The organism is Mucilaginibacter ginsenosidivorans (assembly GCF_007971025.1).
GTDB classification, from domain to species: domain Bacteria; phylum Bacteroidota; class Bacteroidia; order Sphingobacteriales; family Sphingobacteriaceae; genus Mucilaginibacter; species Mucilaginibacter ginsenosidivorans.
In genome coordinates, this window is the sequence record NZ_CP042436.1 from 3,732,887 (window position 1) to 3,746,473 (window position 13,587).

The 13,587-nt window shown below is 46.1% G+C and carries 13 protein-coding genes and 1 other RNA gene; 5 read left to right on the forward strand and 9 right to left on the reverse strand.

The window, feature by feature from the left end; genetic code table 11:
• Positions 1-19: 19 nt before the first annotated feature.
• The 3 genes from FRZ54_RS16925 to FRZ54_RS16935 are packed head-to-tail and all read left to right on the forward strand — an operon-like array spanning position 20 to position 5,521.
• Positions 20-772, forward strand: coding sequence for an ImuA family protein (locus FRZ54_RS16925; RefSeq protein ID WP_228462521.1), 753 nt, complete (start codon positions 20-22; stop codon positions 770-772).
• Position 773: 1 nt separating this feature from the next.
• On the forward strand, positions 774-2,279 hold the full coding sequence (locus FRZ54_RS16930) for a Y-family DNA polymerase (RefSeq protein WP_147032775.1): 1,506 nt from the start codon (positions 774-776) through the stop codon (positions 2,277-2,279).
• 5 nt (positions 2,280-2,284) lie between these two features.
• The gene (locus FRZ54_RS16935; protein ID WP_147032777.1) at positions 2,285-5,521 is read left to right on the forward strand and encodes an error-prone DNA polymerase; all 3,237 of its coding nucleotides are present in this window, start codon (positions 2,285-2,287) and stop codon (positions 5,519-5,521) included.
• A 49-nt stretch (positions 5,522-5,570) separates the two neighbouring features.
• Here the strand turns inward: FRZ54_RS16935 and FRZ54_RS16940 are convergent, their stop codons facing one another.
• The 3 genes from FRZ54_RS16940 to FRZ54_RS16950 are packed head-to-tail and all read right to left on the reverse strand — an operon-like array spanning position 5,571 to position 7,699.
• Positions 5,571-5,954, reverse strand: a complete 384-nt coding sequence (locus FRZ54_RS16940; protein ID WP_147032779.1) for a hypothetical protein — start codon at positions 5,952-5,954, stop codon at positions 5,571-5,573.
• Between the two features lie 52 nt (positions 5,955-6,006).
• The gene (locus tag FRZ54_RS16945) at positions 6,007-6,888 is read right to left on the reverse strand and encodes a hypothetical protein (RefSeq protein WP_147032780.1); all 882 of its coding nucleotides are present in this window, start codon (positions 6,886-6,888) and stop codon (positions 6,007-6,009) included.
• Between the two features lie 4 nt (positions 6,889-6,892).
• On the reverse strand, positions 6,893-7,699 hold the full coding sequence (locus tag FRZ54_RS16950) for a sterol desaturase family protein (protein ID WP_147032781.1): 807 nt from the start codon (positions 7,697-7,699) through the stop codon (positions 6,893-6,895).
• Positions 7,700-7,857: 158 nt separating this feature from the next.
• On the opposite strand from FRZ54_RS16950, the gene FRZ54_RS16955 reads away from it, so the two are divergent.
• A complete protein-coding gene (locus FRZ54_RS16955) occupies positions 7,858-8,880 on the forward strand; it encodes a sensor histidine kinase (RefSeq protein WP_147032783.1) in 1,023 nt (340 codons plus the stop codon).
• Entirely contained in the window at positions 8,877-9,572 is a 696-nt protein-coding gene (locus tag FRZ54_RS16960; protein ID WP_147032785.1) for a LytR/AlgR family response regulator transcription factor, read from the forward strand. Before FRZ54_RS16955 ends, FRZ54_RS16960 begins: the two co-directional genes overlap by 4 nt.
• A gap of 1 nt (position 9,573) precedes the next feature.
• Here the strand turns inward: FRZ54_RS16960 and FRZ54_RS16965 are convergent, their stop codons facing one another.
• The 6 genes from FRZ54_RS16965 to FRZ54_RS16990 form a co-directional block, all read right to left on the reverse strand.
• A complete protein-coding gene (locus FRZ54_RS16965; RefSeq protein WP_147032786.1) occupies positions 9,574-10,953 on the reverse strand; it encodes a sigma-54-dependent transcriptional regulator in 1,380 nt (459 codons plus the stop codon).
• Positions 10,954-11,074: 121 nt separating this feature from the next.
• An RNA gene (gene rnpB, locus FRZ54_RS16970) (RNase P RNA component class A) lies at positions 11,075-11,447 on the reverse strand.
• Between the two features lie 59 nt (positions 11,448-11,506).
• A complete protein-coding gene (locus FRZ54_RS16975; protein ID WP_147032788.1) occupies positions 11,507-11,926 on the reverse strand; it encodes a c-type cytochrome in 420 nt (139 codons plus the stop codon).
• Positions 11,923-12,582, reverse strand: a complete 660-nt coding sequence (locus FRZ54_RS16980; protein WP_147032789.1) for an SCO family protein — start codon at positions 12,580-12,582, stop codon at positions 11,923-11,925. The genes FRZ54_RS16975 and FRZ54_RS16980 overlap by 4 nt, the downstream gene beginning before the upstream one ends.
• A 1-nt stretch (position 12,583) precedes the next feature.
• Positions 12,584-12,991, reverse strand: coding sequence for a hypothetical protein (locus FRZ54_RS16985; protein WP_147032791.1), 408 nt, complete (start codon positions 12,989-12,991; stop codon positions 12,584-12,586).
• A 77-nt stretch (positions 12,992-13,068) separates the two neighbouring features.
• Complete coding sequence (locus FRZ54_RS16990) at positions 13,069-13,530, reverse strand: DinB family protein (protein WP_147032792.1); 462 nt, start codon at positions 13,528-13,530, stop codon at positions 13,069-13,071.
• Between the last annotated feature and the right edge of the window lie 57 nt (positions 13,531-13,587).

Here is a 13,587-nt window from a genome sequence, read left to right on the forward strand (position 1 = left end):
ACTAAAAATATTAGCAAATTTGTTACCCAGGTTTTACCAGATGCAGGCCACCAAGCAAGATACGATCAATAAGCTGCGTAAAGATATTTTACTGTTGGAGGGCTTTAAGCCGGCTTTGGCTGATGGGGCCGGCAGCCTTGGTTTGGGTTGTATTGAAGCTGCTTTCCCCAATGGAGTTTTCCCGGTTGGCGCCATACATGAAATGCTTTGCCCCACGCCCGAGCACCTTGCCGCATGTACCGGTTTTATGGCCGGTACGTTATCGGCGCTAGCCTCCAAAGGCGGAGTATGCCTGTGGATCAACCGGTATCAGCGGTTGTTCCCTCCATCGCTGTCATTTTTTAATATGCCGCCGCATCATTTCATTTTTGTAGATGTAAAGCAGGAAAAGGATGCTCTTTGGGTAATGGAAGAGGCTTTGAAATGTGAAGGCCTTACAGCCGTGATAGCCGAACTGCAAACTATCACTTTCGCACAATCACGACGATTACAACTGGCTGTTGAACGCAGTAAAGTAACCGGGTTTATACTCCATAACGATCCCCAAAAAGCAAGAGCTTCAACCTGTGTCGCACGCTGGCAGGTTACCCAGCTCGAAAGCGAAATTGAAGAAGGTTTGCCGGGTGTATGGTTCCCGCGCTGGCAGGTTGAACTGCTTAAGGTAAGGAACGGAAAACCGGGTAGCTGGGCTGTTTCATGGGATGGTAGCGGCTTTACTATACTTGAAGAGGGAGCGAAAATCATTCAATTGCCCCAACGTAAAGCAGGCTGATATGCAAAAGCGCTTTGTTTCCATATGGTTTCGTCATTTACTGGCGGACTGGTTCACCCTCCGCCGGCCCGAACTAAAGACTGTCCCTTTTATTATTGTCGAGCCTTCGGGCGGGCGTATACTGGTTGTAGCCGCCAATTACCTGGCCGAAAAGCAAGGCATTACTGCGGGTATGGCTGCCGCCGATGCCAAAGCTATTGTGCCGTCATTAAAAGTAATAGATCATTTGCCGGGCCAGAATGCTAAATTGTTGAAGGCTTTGGGCGAATGGTGTATCCGATATACCCCCCTGGTAGCAATTGACCTTCCCGATGGGTTGATACTGGATGTATCGGGCTGCCCGCATTTGTGGGGCGGCGAAAGGGCCTACCTGGGGAATATTATCCGGGTACTGCGCAGCAAAGGTTATGATGCACGCGGGGCAATGGCCGATACCGCAGGTGCAGCCTGGGCCGTGGCCCGTTTCGCAAAGAAAGACCCGATAGTGGAGCCCGGCAAACAAACGGAAGCATTATTAACGTTACCGCCGGCGGCATTGCGCCTGGACGACATCGTCATTGAGCGCCTTACCAAACTGGGGTTCTATAGCATACAGGGCTTTATGGGTATAGGCCGTTCCGTATTACGCCGCCGCTTCGGGCCGGAGCTATTGCTCAGGCTTAACCAGGCACTGGGCATGGAGGATGAACACCTGGAGTTATTGGAGCCTGTGATACCATACCACGAACGCTTACCCTGCCTTGAACCCATCCGTACCGTCACGGGTATCGAAATAGCCATCAGGCAGTTACTGGAGCTACTTTGCCATCGGCTGCAAAAAGATGGCATGGGTCTGCGAACAGCCATTTTAAAATGTTACCGGGTCGACGGTCAGGTATTGCAGGTAAGCATCGGAACAGGTTTGCCATCACATTACACCAATCATTTATTCAAACTATTCGAACTTAAAATACCAACCATTGAGCCGGGGCTGGGCATCGAATTATTCACGCTTGATGCACCAAAAGTGGAGGAAGTTGAACCCGGACAGGAAGCCTTATGGGGAGGTAACGAGTGCAGCCTGGAAGATAACCGTTTGGCAGAGCTGCTGGACAAACTGAGCAATAAAATAGGTGCTGCCGCAATAAAACGTTATCTGCCGCAGGAACATCACTGGCCCGAAAGATCGATCAAAATAGCAACATCGTTAACAGAAAAACCAACCACGGTATGGCGTACGGCACAACCACGCCCATCATTGATACTTCCCCGACCGGAGCCTATTGAAGTGATGGTAAAAACGCCGGATTATCCGCCTAAGTTTTTTATATATAAAGGGCAAAAGCACAATGTTATAAAATCAGATGGCCCCGAACGCATTGAGCACGAGTGGTGGATAGAAGAAGGTGAGCATCGCGATTATTATTATGTAGAGGACAACCAGGGGCAGCGTTACTGGCTGTTCAGGTTGGGACATTACGATAATGATAAAAACCGGCAATGGTTTTTACATGGATTTTTTGCCTGAATGCTATGAAATATTCAGAATTACAGGTAACCAGTAATTTTAGCTTTCTGCGTGGCGGATCGCATCCCGAAGAATTGGTGCGGGAAGCCATCAGGCTGGGGTATAAAGCTATTGCCATAACTGATAGAAATACCGTAGCCGGTGTAGTACGTGCGTTTAAAGTTGCAAAGGCCGCAAACGATTCGCAGGATGAGAAAGAGAAAATTCAATTTATACCGGCCTGCCGCCTTGACCTGCTCGACGGTACGTCGTTACTGGCTTACCCTACCAACATCACTGCCTGGGGGCGTTTGTGCGCCTTACTCTCCAAAGGTAACCTGCGGGCCGAAAAAGGGGAGTGCCACCTGTATAAACAGGATGTTTTTGAACATGCTGAAGGTATCAAATTTATAATGGTGCCGCCATCATCGCTCAATTCCCGCTTTGATTTTGACGATGATTTCAAAAAAGATGTTAATGAATATCGTAAGGTGTTCGGGAGTGAGCTTTACATAGCTGCCTGCCGTGCCTATGCGGGTGACGATGCCAAATGGCTCTATCGCATTGCACAATTAAAGGTGCCTATGGTGGCTACCAATAACGTTTATTACCACTTAGCCGAAAGGCGCCGGCTGCAGGATGTTGTAACCTGTGTCCGCGAAAAATGCACCATCCATAATGCAGGATTCAAACTTCATCCCAATGCCGAGCGGCACCTGAAATCGATTGATGAAATGGAGCGGCTTTTCAGGGATTATCCTGATGCCATTGAACGAATTGAGGAAATAACCGGCGCCTGCAATTTTTCGCTCGATGAGTTAAAGTACCTTGAACCTGAATGGAAAAGCCCGGATGGCCGGACTGCCGACGAGCATCTTGCGGAACATACCTGGGCCGGCGCCAAAAAAAGGATGGGCGACAGGATGAAACCGCAGCATTTCGACCAGATACAATTTGAACTGGACTTTTTTAAGCGGCGTAAACTGGCGCCTTATTTTTTGCGGATATATGAATACACGCAAAAAGCGGAAGAGCTGGGCATCCTACACCAGGGGCGCGGTTCGGCAGCCAATTGTGCGGTTTGTTTTTGCCTGGGCATTACACCGGTCGACCCAACTGAACAAAAAATGCTTTTCTCCCGGTTTATGTCTGACGCGAGGGACGAATGGCCCGATGTGGACGTGGATTTTGAGCATGAACGCCGCGAAGAGATCATTCAATGGATATATGAGACCTATGGACGCGAATATGCGGGCATTGTGGCCACTGTAACCCAGGAGAGGCATAAAGGCGCCATTCGTGATGTTGGAAAGGCAATGGGTTTATCAGAAGATACCATTAAACGGCTGGCCGGTGCAATATGGAGTTTTTCGGAGGAGGCCTTTGATCGTCAGCGCATCATCGAACAAGGACTAAATCCGGATGAGCCCTATTTGTATAAGGTACTTGAATTAACACAACAACTAATGGGTTTCCCCAGGCAGTTGGGACAGCACACCGGCGGATTCGTTATCATGCGCTGTAAGCTTTCAGACATTTGCCCGGTAATGAATGCGCGGATGGAAAACCGTACCCAACTGGAATGGAACAAGGACGACCTGGAGGACCTGGGTATTTTAAAGGTAGATGTGCTTGGCCTGGGTATGCTTACCTGTATCCGTAAAGCCTTTGACCTGGCAAAACAGCATTACGGGCTCCATCTGACACTGGCTAATGTACCGCATGACGATAAGAAGGTTTATGATATGATCTGCGAAGCTGATACATTAGGCGTATTCCAGATAGAAAGCCGGGCGCAAATGTCCATGCTCCCGCGTTTAAAACCCCGGAATTTTTATGACCTGGCGATAGAAGTGGCCATTGTACGGCCCGGTCCTATACAAGGCGATATGGTGCATCCATATTTGCGCAGGCGCGATGGCATCGATCCTATCGAATATCCATCAAAGGCTATACAGGAAATATTGGAAAGAACCAAAGGGGTCCCGCTTTTCCAGGAACAGGCAATGCAGATAGCTATAGAAGCCGCGGGGTATACGCCTGCCGAAGCGGATGTATTGCGCCGCAACATGGCAACTTTTAAAGCCAAGGGCGAGGTTAGCCGGCATAGGGATAAACTGGTGAAGGGCATGGTAGATAATGGCTATGCTGAAGAATTTGCCAGCCGGGTTTTTAAACAACTGGAAGGCTTTGGCAGTTATGGATTCCCCGAAAGCCATGCTATTAGCTTTGCCTACCTGGTTTATATTTCATGCTGGCTCAAGTACCATTACCCTGATGTATTTGCTGCCGCTTTACTCAATAGTCAGCCGATGGGCTTTTACCAGCCGGCACAGATCGTCATCGACGCACAAAAACATGGCGTTGTGATGCGGCCTGTAGACGTAAATTATTCGCTGTGGGATAATACGCTGGAAGAAAAAGACGGCAAATATTGCGCGGTACGGTTAGGATTCAGGCAGGTAAAGGGACTGAGCGAAGAGGATATGCAATTACTGGTTGATGCAAGGGGAGAAGGTTACAACAGTATTAACCGGTTAAGCGATACCGGCGTGCCACAAGCGGCCATAGAAAAGCTGGCCGACGCTGATGCTTTTCGTTCCATCCGGCTCGATCGCCGCGAAGCTTTATGGGAAGTACCTGCATTAAGTGATAAGCCTATCGGTTTATTTAACGGGCAACCATCCGAAAGCACTTTTGAAGGGCAGATCAGTTTACCATTTATGTCGCAAGCTGAACATGTGGTGCATGACTATGCCTCGACAGGCTTATCATTGAAGGCACACCCGGTAAGTTTTGTACGTGAAAAACTACAGATGCTGCATATTTTGGAAACCTGTAAGCTAACTGAATTAAAGAACGGCGACCAGGTTAAAGTAGCGGGGCTGGTTACTGTGCGGCAGCGCCCCGGGACCGCTAAAGGTGTTTTATTCATTACTATTGAAGACGAGACCGGTTTTGCTAACCTTGTTGTTTGGGCGGATAAGTTCGATCAGTACCGCAAAGAGATATTACAAACCCGCTTACTGATGGTTGAAGGGAAGGTGCAGATAGAAGGTAAGGTCATCCACGTGGTCGTCAATAAATGTTTTAACCTGTCGGGTTTATTACAAAAACTGACCCCTGAATTCAAGGATGCACCCATACTTACCCTGGCCAGGGGCGATGAAACTACGGCCCCGGTACCCAATGAGCGTAATACCATTCCAGCGGGTGAGAACCCGGTAAATAAAGTATTTCATAAAGGCAGGAATTTTATGTAGTAACCACTTAAAATTCCTGCTTAAAATAGGTAGATGCAGGACCGCTGCTTCAGTCGTTAAAGGTGACAAACCTTCTGCCGAAATGGTATTTCTCACGTTCGCCCTTCAGCATGGCAAATTGTTCAGGCGTTATCACCTGATTTATCTTTGCAGAATATTCCTGCAAAGTTTTCTTCAGCATTTCCATTTTATCACAGCGTGATGCCTTAGTGTTTTTCACTATGGATATCGCCTTATCAGCGTAAACCACACTTACCTCGTTAAATTTTGTGCTTTGTGCTGCGTTAAGATGTATGTCGGCAGCTATCCTGCTGAATACCTTTAACTGCTCTGTTTTCCTGCTGTATTTGGCAAGGGTATCCTGGTTAAGCTTTTGAGCATGCGCATAGTTCACTGCAAATGCTATGATAATTAAAATAAGGAACTTTTTCATGATGTTTTGAATAAACGGCCGGTTGAATCACCGGCCGCATTTATAGTTATAATTACCGGGGCAATGTCACGGTGCTGGTTTTACCCGCCACTTTTAAAGTAGCTGTGTTGTCGCAATCACCTGTACCAAAATCAAGAGTACCATTGATATTCTTATAAGTAAAAGCTATGGTACCCATGGTGATGTTCTTACAATCAGCCGTCCGGATCAGCGGGGTGGTAACTGTCCCGGTAATGCTGTTACCGTTGCCACCGTAACTAAAGCTGCCTGTAATACTGTAAGTATCATCGGTAACCGTTGAAGTGCCAATGCCGCCTGTTTGTGTAAATGTCTCGGTTGCGCTATAGGTGTAAACTACCCCTGTAGGCAAGGTAATGCTGCCATTGGTTATTGCAATGTTGTAATTAATGCCACCACCGCCGGCAACCACCGGGGTTAAGGCATAAGTACCGGTAAGCGTGTAGCCGTTCACCGAGTAATTATCAAATGTAACCGATATAACGCTTCCGGGCGTGCGTACTTTGCCCAACAGGTTAACGGTCAGTTTTCCTTTACGTGTAACGCCATTAACCGAGGTGCAGCCTGTGCCATAATCAATGGTCATGGTTTTGGGGAACACGCTGGGGTCCTGCGGCGATAAAGTAACTACAGCACAGGCCGAAACCGCTGTATATGCGTTAACTGATTGTGTTGAATTGGTCGTTAAACCAGTTGTAGAGCTTGTGCTTATGCCACTCTCCTCACTGCTTTGAACAACAACATCAAAAGCGTCGTCATAAAGGCTTTCGGCGCCGGTTGAAGAGGATGCCAGATCGACGGTGGTTTGTTCGTCTGCTGTTTGACTGCTGGTGCTGTCTTTTTTGCAGGAAATGGTACATAGCAGCATTGCTGCCATCAGGATACCGGTACGGAAGGGATTTAAATTTGTTTTCATGTTTTTAAGAATCGATGATGTTTAATTGTTTATTTACTTGTTGTTGATTAGCTCTTCGGGCCCTTTGGGCTATGTTTTTAAATTGGGTTTCGTATTGCTTATGCAGCGTCCCCATCAGCCTGTCCCACACGCTGAAATAGAGACCGTAATTACATTTGCTGTAATGATGATGCATATTATGATGGGTGGATGTATTCATCAGCCTCAAAACGGGTTGTTGCATAAAACTCTCAGGCATCAGTTCGTACCCCAAATGGCCTATCACATTTAGCACGATCATGTAGGTGCCAAATATTCCCAAAGCGATAGGGTGTATGGGCATTACTAATACGATAAGGGGCAATACCCCTATCTCGACCAATGCTTCGATAGGATGAAATGAAAATGCCGCAAGAGGGGTAGGATTATGGCTTTTATGATGGATATGATGCACATAGGGGAAAATATATTTCCAGTGCATCAGCCTGTGTGTCCAGTAGAAATAAGTATCGTGAATAAATATTGCTGCAAACACACTGAAAATAAAATACCAGGCAGAATGGTCGCTAAAATTCTTATAGATCCTGGTGTATTCATTCAGTGGCGAGCGCAGAACCAATAAAGTAACTGTAGCAAAAATAAAAATGGTGGAAATGGAATATTTCAATTCGGTGCTAACGGCGCTCTTCTTAGGTTCTGCCGGTTGTATCTTATATCTGCCGAACTTTTGTTTCTTCCAGATATAGAACACCATGTAAGTTAGTCCTGCGAATATAAAGTACCGCAGTGCAGTTACCAGGTAGGCTATCCAAATGGGATGTTGATGTGTCATAATAATTTTGTTATTTATCACTGTTGACGGCAAATAAAGGCAGAAGTTTCATCGCCTTCAGGAGTATTCAATCAACTGCTGAAAAGTCTCAATCAACTACCACTTTGCTGTAAATCAATTGATTTGTTTTATCTTACTTTTGGATCGTTAAGCTAAGTATGCCAAATTCGTTCAAGCAATTTTCCGTCGCCCTGCAGATAGCCTTTTGGGCGGTGTTGTTCAGTATTGTGCTCTACGTATCAGCCTCCAACACGTCCGACGTACCCGAAGCATTGGAAAGGATAATACTGGTTTTCGGGTGTCATGTGATCACGTTCTATGCCTGTTACAGCTTTGTGGTGCCACGGTATTTTGAGGCAAAGAAGTATGCCTCGACAGTAATAGCATTTGTGCTGCTGTTTATGATTCTTACCCCGATACGGATATTGATCGAACAGCATTTTGCCAATGTTCACGTTTTTGCCGTCAATCTAAAGCACAGGAATGGGGTAGGCTTTGGCCTGATAGTTTTCTCCGAAATAGCAGTGGGGGCATTTGCGTGTCTTGTGCGGCTGGCGGCCAGCAGCCTGGCCCACCGTCAGAAAATGGAAGCGATGAAAAGCATGCACCTCGAGAGCGAGTTACGCTTTCTAAAATCGCAGATGTCACCGCATTTCCTGTTCAACACCATCAACAATATTTATTCACTTACGCTGGTAAAATCGGATAAGGCACCGAAATTTTTACTTAAGCTATCGGGATTGCTGCGCTATTTGCTTTACGAATGCGACAAGCAGGTTACTTACCGGCAGGAGGAAAATGCGCTACAGCTTTATGCGGAACTTTTCCAATTGCGTTACGATACCCCACTCCGGTTAAGCATTACGCTTGATGTGGAACAGAAGGATAAATTGATGGAGCCTATGCTTTTAATACCGATACTTGAAAATGCCTTTAAGTACTCAGGGTTGGGGATAAATGAGAGTTCGTACGTTAACCTGTATGTTCGTGAAGTGAACGGGAAACTTTTTATAAGCTGCGAAAATAATATTGATACAAAGAACGCCCCCGACCAACCAGGGGGAATAGGTTTGAGCAATATCCGTAAACGGCTTGATATGGCTTACCCGGGGGCCTACGAGTTCAACATATCCGATGCTACCAAGATATTTATCCTTCACTTAACTATCCCGTTGCCATGAAGCTGAACTGCGTGATAATTGATGACGAATACCTGGCCATTGAGGTGCTAAAGGTATACTGTGCGCAGGTGGAAACGTTGTCGGTTGAGCAGACCTTTAAAAAGCCCGGGGAAGCTTTGGAATGGCTTCAGAAAAATAAAACCGATATTCTTTTCCTCGATATTGAGATGCCAAAACTGAATGGTTTTGAAGTATTGGCCGGGCTGGAGCGACCGCCCATAGTTATACTGACCACTGCGTACCAGCATTTCGCTGTAAAGGCATTCGATCTCGAAATGCTGGACTATCTGGTAAAACCAATTGAATTTGAACGATTTGAAAAGGCGGTTAACCGGGCTGCCGAATATATCGCTTTACGAAAAGAAGGAGAGGAGGAAGAAAATGATGGCCATCTCCTCATTAAATCGGACTATAAGCTTAGCAAGGTTCCTTTTAATTCCATTCAGTATATCGAAGGTTTGGGCGAGTATGTAAAAATATATACACCCGATAAAACCTTTATCACCTTAGCAGCCATTAAGGACCTTGAACAAAGTTTACCTGAAAAGGGGTTTGTCCGGATACACAAAAGCTATATCGTCGCTATTAAAAGTATCATATCCTACAGCAAAACAGAAGTAAAAATAACGGGCAATATCAAATTGCCCGTTGGAAGAGTCTTTAAGAATAGCTTTATTGAAGCGCTGAAATAACCTATTCGCCGCGCTTTAAACCGTATTTCTCTATTTTACTGTACAAGTGGCTCCGCTGTATGTCAATATCATCGGCTGTTTTTGATACGTTCCAATTGTTTTTTTCCAGTTTGAATTTGATGTACTCGCGCTCGGCAAAGTCCTTGTACTCCTGGAAATTGGCAAACTGTTCAAAATCCGTTTGTGGAGCGGGCGCCGATCCATTTATCGCCGTAACCGGCCCGGCAGGATTGGCAAAGGACCTGACATCGTTTTCGGTAATAGTTTTATCACTTAAAATGATAAGCCGCTCGACCATGTTCCGTAACTCACGGATATTACCTGTCCATGGTAAAGCTTTAAGGGCCTCCAACGCACTGTCGGACACTTTTTTGGTGGGCATGCCATATTCGTTACATATCTCTTCAAGGAAATTCTGCGTTAACAATGGTATGTCGTCTTTACGATCGACCAGGGGCGGTACATGTATAAGGATAACGCTTAAACGGTGGTAAAGGTCCATGCGGAAATTGCCTGCTTCTATTTCTTTTAGCAGGTCCTTATTTGTTGCCGCTATTACCCTTACGTCTACTTCAATTTCTTTTTCACCGCCTACACGGGTTATTTTACTTTCCTGCAAAGCACGAAGTACTTTGGCCTGCGCCGAGTGGCTCATGTCGCCAATTTCGTCAAGAAAAAGCGTGCCGCCATGAGCCGATTCAAACTTACCGATCCGCTGCTTTACTGCCGAAGTAAAGGACCCTTTTTCGTGACCGAATAATTCGCTTTCTATTAATTCGGAAGGAATGGCGGCGCAATTCACCTCGATCAGGGGGGCACTGGCGCGGCTCGACTTTTCGTGCAGCCAGCGTGCCACCAGTTCCTTGCCACTGCCGTTGGCGCCGGTTACTAACACACGGGCTTCGGTAGGGCCGACCCGGTCGATAGTTTCCTTTATTTTCATGATGGCCTGAGACTCGCCTAAAATTGGCCTTACCTTAGACACCTTACGCTTTAATACTTTGGCTTCGCTTACCAGGCTCCCCCGGTCTAAGGCGTTGCGCACGGTGATGAGCAAACGGTTCAGGTCAGGTGGTTTGGAAATAAAGTCGAACGCGCCTTTCTTACTGGCCTCAACCGCCGTTTCAACAGTACCGTGGCCGGATATCATTATAAATGGCAGATCGGGTTTTAATGCCAGCCCTTCGGTCAGTACCTCCATGCCGTCCATCCGGTTCATTTTGATGTCGCAGAGCACCAGGTCGTAGTCGCCGGTTTCGATCATCGAGATACCATCGACACCGTTATCTACATCGTCAACTTCGTAATTTTCATATTCCAGTATCTCGCGAAGGGTGCTGCGAATAGCCCGTTCATCATCAATTATTAGAATTTTAGCCATGCTTCAGTATAAAGGTGGTAGTAATATTAACGCGCTAAGTTATAAGAATTGTATAGAAAAATAAACACCTGGAATTATACAAAAAACAACCCCATCCTGTTTTGCAGAATAGGGTTATTTTTTCAGCAGCAAAGCTATAAGCCGGGTTCTGTGAACTTCTATCATTTATCTGGCCCTGCCATCGCTGACAGGTTCAAGCAACCTACCCATCCCGACTATCCCGATAAATCGGAATTAGAAGCGAGCAGCTTCCGATCCGGGACCTATTTGGTCTTTCAACTCCTGAGGTTTACCGCGATCCCGGTCGCCCGGGAAAGCCGTGAGCTCTTACCTCACGTTTTCACCCTTGCCCCGACAAGTCGCGGCGGTTTATTTTCTGTGGCACTTTCTGTCGCCGGCTGAACGGCGCCTTCCCGTTAGGAAGCAGGATGCTCTGTGTTGCCCGGACTTTCCTCCCCCGGCCAGGAGCCGGGAGCGATAGAACGATTTGCAATACAAAGGTAGTTTTTTTAGTCCGAAGTCCGCATAAGTCGGAAAGTCCGGAAGATACGGTTTATTTACATGCAGCTAAGTTAGCTGTCACCTGTTCCTCGGTGATCGTCCCGATCTTGTTTCCGAATGAATTACCAACGTAGGTTAGCACCTGCGCTATTTGCATAGGGGCGATGTCGTTTGGAGGCATAACGTCTTCAAAGTTTTTTCCGTTGACAACTATTGTGTCTTTTAAGCCTGAACGCACGTAGCAGGCTAAGGATGCCTTATTATTTTTAAGATAGGTTGAATCGTTCAATGGGGGAACCAGCGCTAATAGTCCCTGGCCATTGGTACCATGACAGTTTTGGCAATGGGTTTGATAAACCTCGGCGCCGATGGAATAATATCGTTTGAACTCGAGCGTGTGATCGTTCTCACAGGACAAGGCGAGAAGTATACCCAACAGTACTACGATAAAGCTGGTTACCCTGTAAATCATTGTACAATAACTTCGTCAGGTTCAGCCCGGAGCGCTTTAATGTCTTCTATCAACTGATCAACTTGTTTTGGGTCTGTGCCATCATAAGCGCCGCGAATACGTTTTTGCTTATCCACCAACACAAAATAACCTGCATGAACATAACCACCCGCAGCGGTGCTATCCTTTTTTACCGCAACCAGGTAGTTCTTCTCGGCTATGTCGTAGGTTTCCTCCTTTTTTCCCTGCACAAACCACCAGGTATTGCCGTTTACGCCTAATTTATCTGCATATTTCTTAAGTACAGGTACGCTGTCGTGCTTCGGATCGATCGTATGTGACAGGATCTTGAAGTTTCCGTCGCTTTTATAGGTATCATATACCTTTAGCATATTGCGGGCCATAATGGGACAGATAGAAGGACAAGTGGTAAAGAAAAAGTCGGCCACATAAATGTCGCCATCAAGGCTTTTGTTGGTGATACTGTCGCCATATTGGTTTATAAAACCGAATTTAGGGATGGTTTGATAAATAGTATCCACTTCCGTTTTGCCGTCGACTACTTTAGAAACGGCCCGCCTGCTGCCAAAAATGGGCAGGGTCATTTTATTGCCGGAATTTGATTTGCAGGCACTCCACACTATTACTACTAAAAATCCTAAAACCAGCTTTTTCATCTTATTTATGGGTTGAAAAGTATTTATCCGCGTCACTGATAGCGGTATTAACCAGGGAATCGACCGCCATTACCTGTTTTTTCTGATCGGTATAATATTTAATTACCTCATCATGCGATTTGCCACTCATATCCGTCTGGAACTTATTCATCCAGCTTCCCATTGTATCATCGGCAGCGGTCAGTTTCATGCCGATAGATTTCAGGGCGGCTTTTTCGGTGGTATCCTTCGCCGGTAATTTTAACAGGCTGTCAACGCGCGATTTATTTTTCATCAGTGCCTCATCTTTCATCATCACTTTGTCGTGCACCTTTAAAATATCGCTTAGCAGGGCCTTTTCATCCCTGGTGTTGTCTTTACATGAAAAAAATAATAAAGCGATGAGCGCTAATATGGGAAGATGTTTCATGGATGGTTAAATTATGGGGCAAAACTAACCTTTTTTAGCCTTAATCGCTAATTCGGTAAGTATTGACGAGTTATACACTAATGCGTACGGATGTAATATATATAATCGGTAACCGGAAGTTTCTCAATTCCAGATAGTTTAAGTTGCTGGCCTATCTGCGCACGGTGGTGAGTGCCATGATTGATAACGTGGGCTAAAATGTCGCTCAGCTTATTTTCAAAACTATCTCCCTGCAGGTTTTGATAATTGATGGTTTTATCAAAGTCGGCCGCTGTGTATGTGTTTAAAAGATCGAGCCAGGCTTTGCCGTTTTCCTCGGCAACCTTTGCCAATTCGTCCGCTTTCCAGTCTTCGGGCCATAATACCCGTCCGGTGGCAGACTCCCCATTGCATCTGGCGAGCCATATTTGTTGTGCAGTTAATAAATGTGCCATTAACCGGGTTGAATCATTAGGGCTGCCTGCCTTGACAATGTTCTCAGCAACCAGCAGATTCGTATACTTATCGTAATTAAAGAGACGGGTAAAATATTCCTTCATGCCTCAAAACTAATTAACAACAAATTGCAAATGTTATATATTATCTCATTTGTGTGC

Bases quoted from the DNA above. Each gene is read 5' to 3' on its own strand.
- FRZ54_RS16930 (WP_147032775.1), top strand. From the start codon at position 774: ATGCAAAAGCGCTTTGTTTCCATATGGTTTCGTCATTTACTGGCGGAC.
- FRZ54_RS16935 (WP_147032777.1), top strand. From the start codon at position 2,285: ATGAAATATTCAGAATTACAGGTAACCAGTAATTTTAGCTTTCTGCGT.
- FRZ54_RS16940 (WP_147032779.1), bottom strand. From the start codon at position 5,954: ATGAAAAAGTTCCTTATTTTAATTATCATAGCATTTGCAGTGAACTAT.
- FRZ54_RS16945 (WP_147032780.1), bottom strand. From the start codon at position 6,888: ATGAAAACAAATTTAAATCCCTTCCGTACCGGTATCCTGATGGCAGCA.
- FRZ54_RS16950 (WP_147032781.1), bottom strand. From the start codon at position 7,699: ATGACACATCAACATCCCATTTGGATAGCCTACCTGGTAACTGCACTG.
- FRZ54_RS16955 (WP_147032783.1), top strand. From the start codon at position 7,858: ATGCCAAATTCGTTCAAGCAATTTTCCGTCGCCCTGCAGATAGCCTTT.
- FRZ54_RS16960 (WP_147032785.1), top strand. From the start codon at position 8,877: ATGAAGCTGAACTGCGTGATAATTGATGACGAATACCTGGCCATTGAG.
- FRZ54_RS16965 (WP_147032786.1), bottom strand. From the start codon at position 10,953: ATGGCTAAAATTCTAATAATTGATGATGAACGGGCTATTCGCAGCACC.
- FRZ54_RS16975 (WP_147032788.1), bottom strand. From the start codon at position 11,926: ATGATTTACAGGGTAACCAGCTTTATCGTAGTACTGTTGGGTATACTT.
- FRZ54_RS16980 (WP_147032789.1), bottom strand. From the start codon at position 12,582: ATGAAAAAGCTGGTTTTAGGATTTTTAGTAGTAATAGTGTGGAGTGCC.
- FRZ54_RS16985 (WP_147032791.1), bottom strand. From the start codon at position 12,991: ATGAAACATCTTCCCATATTAGCGCTCATCGCTTTATTATTTTTTTCA.
- FRZ54_RS16990 (WP_147032792.1), bottom strand. From the start codon at position 13,530: ATGAAGGAATATTTTACCCGTCTCTTTAATTACGATAAGTATACGAAT.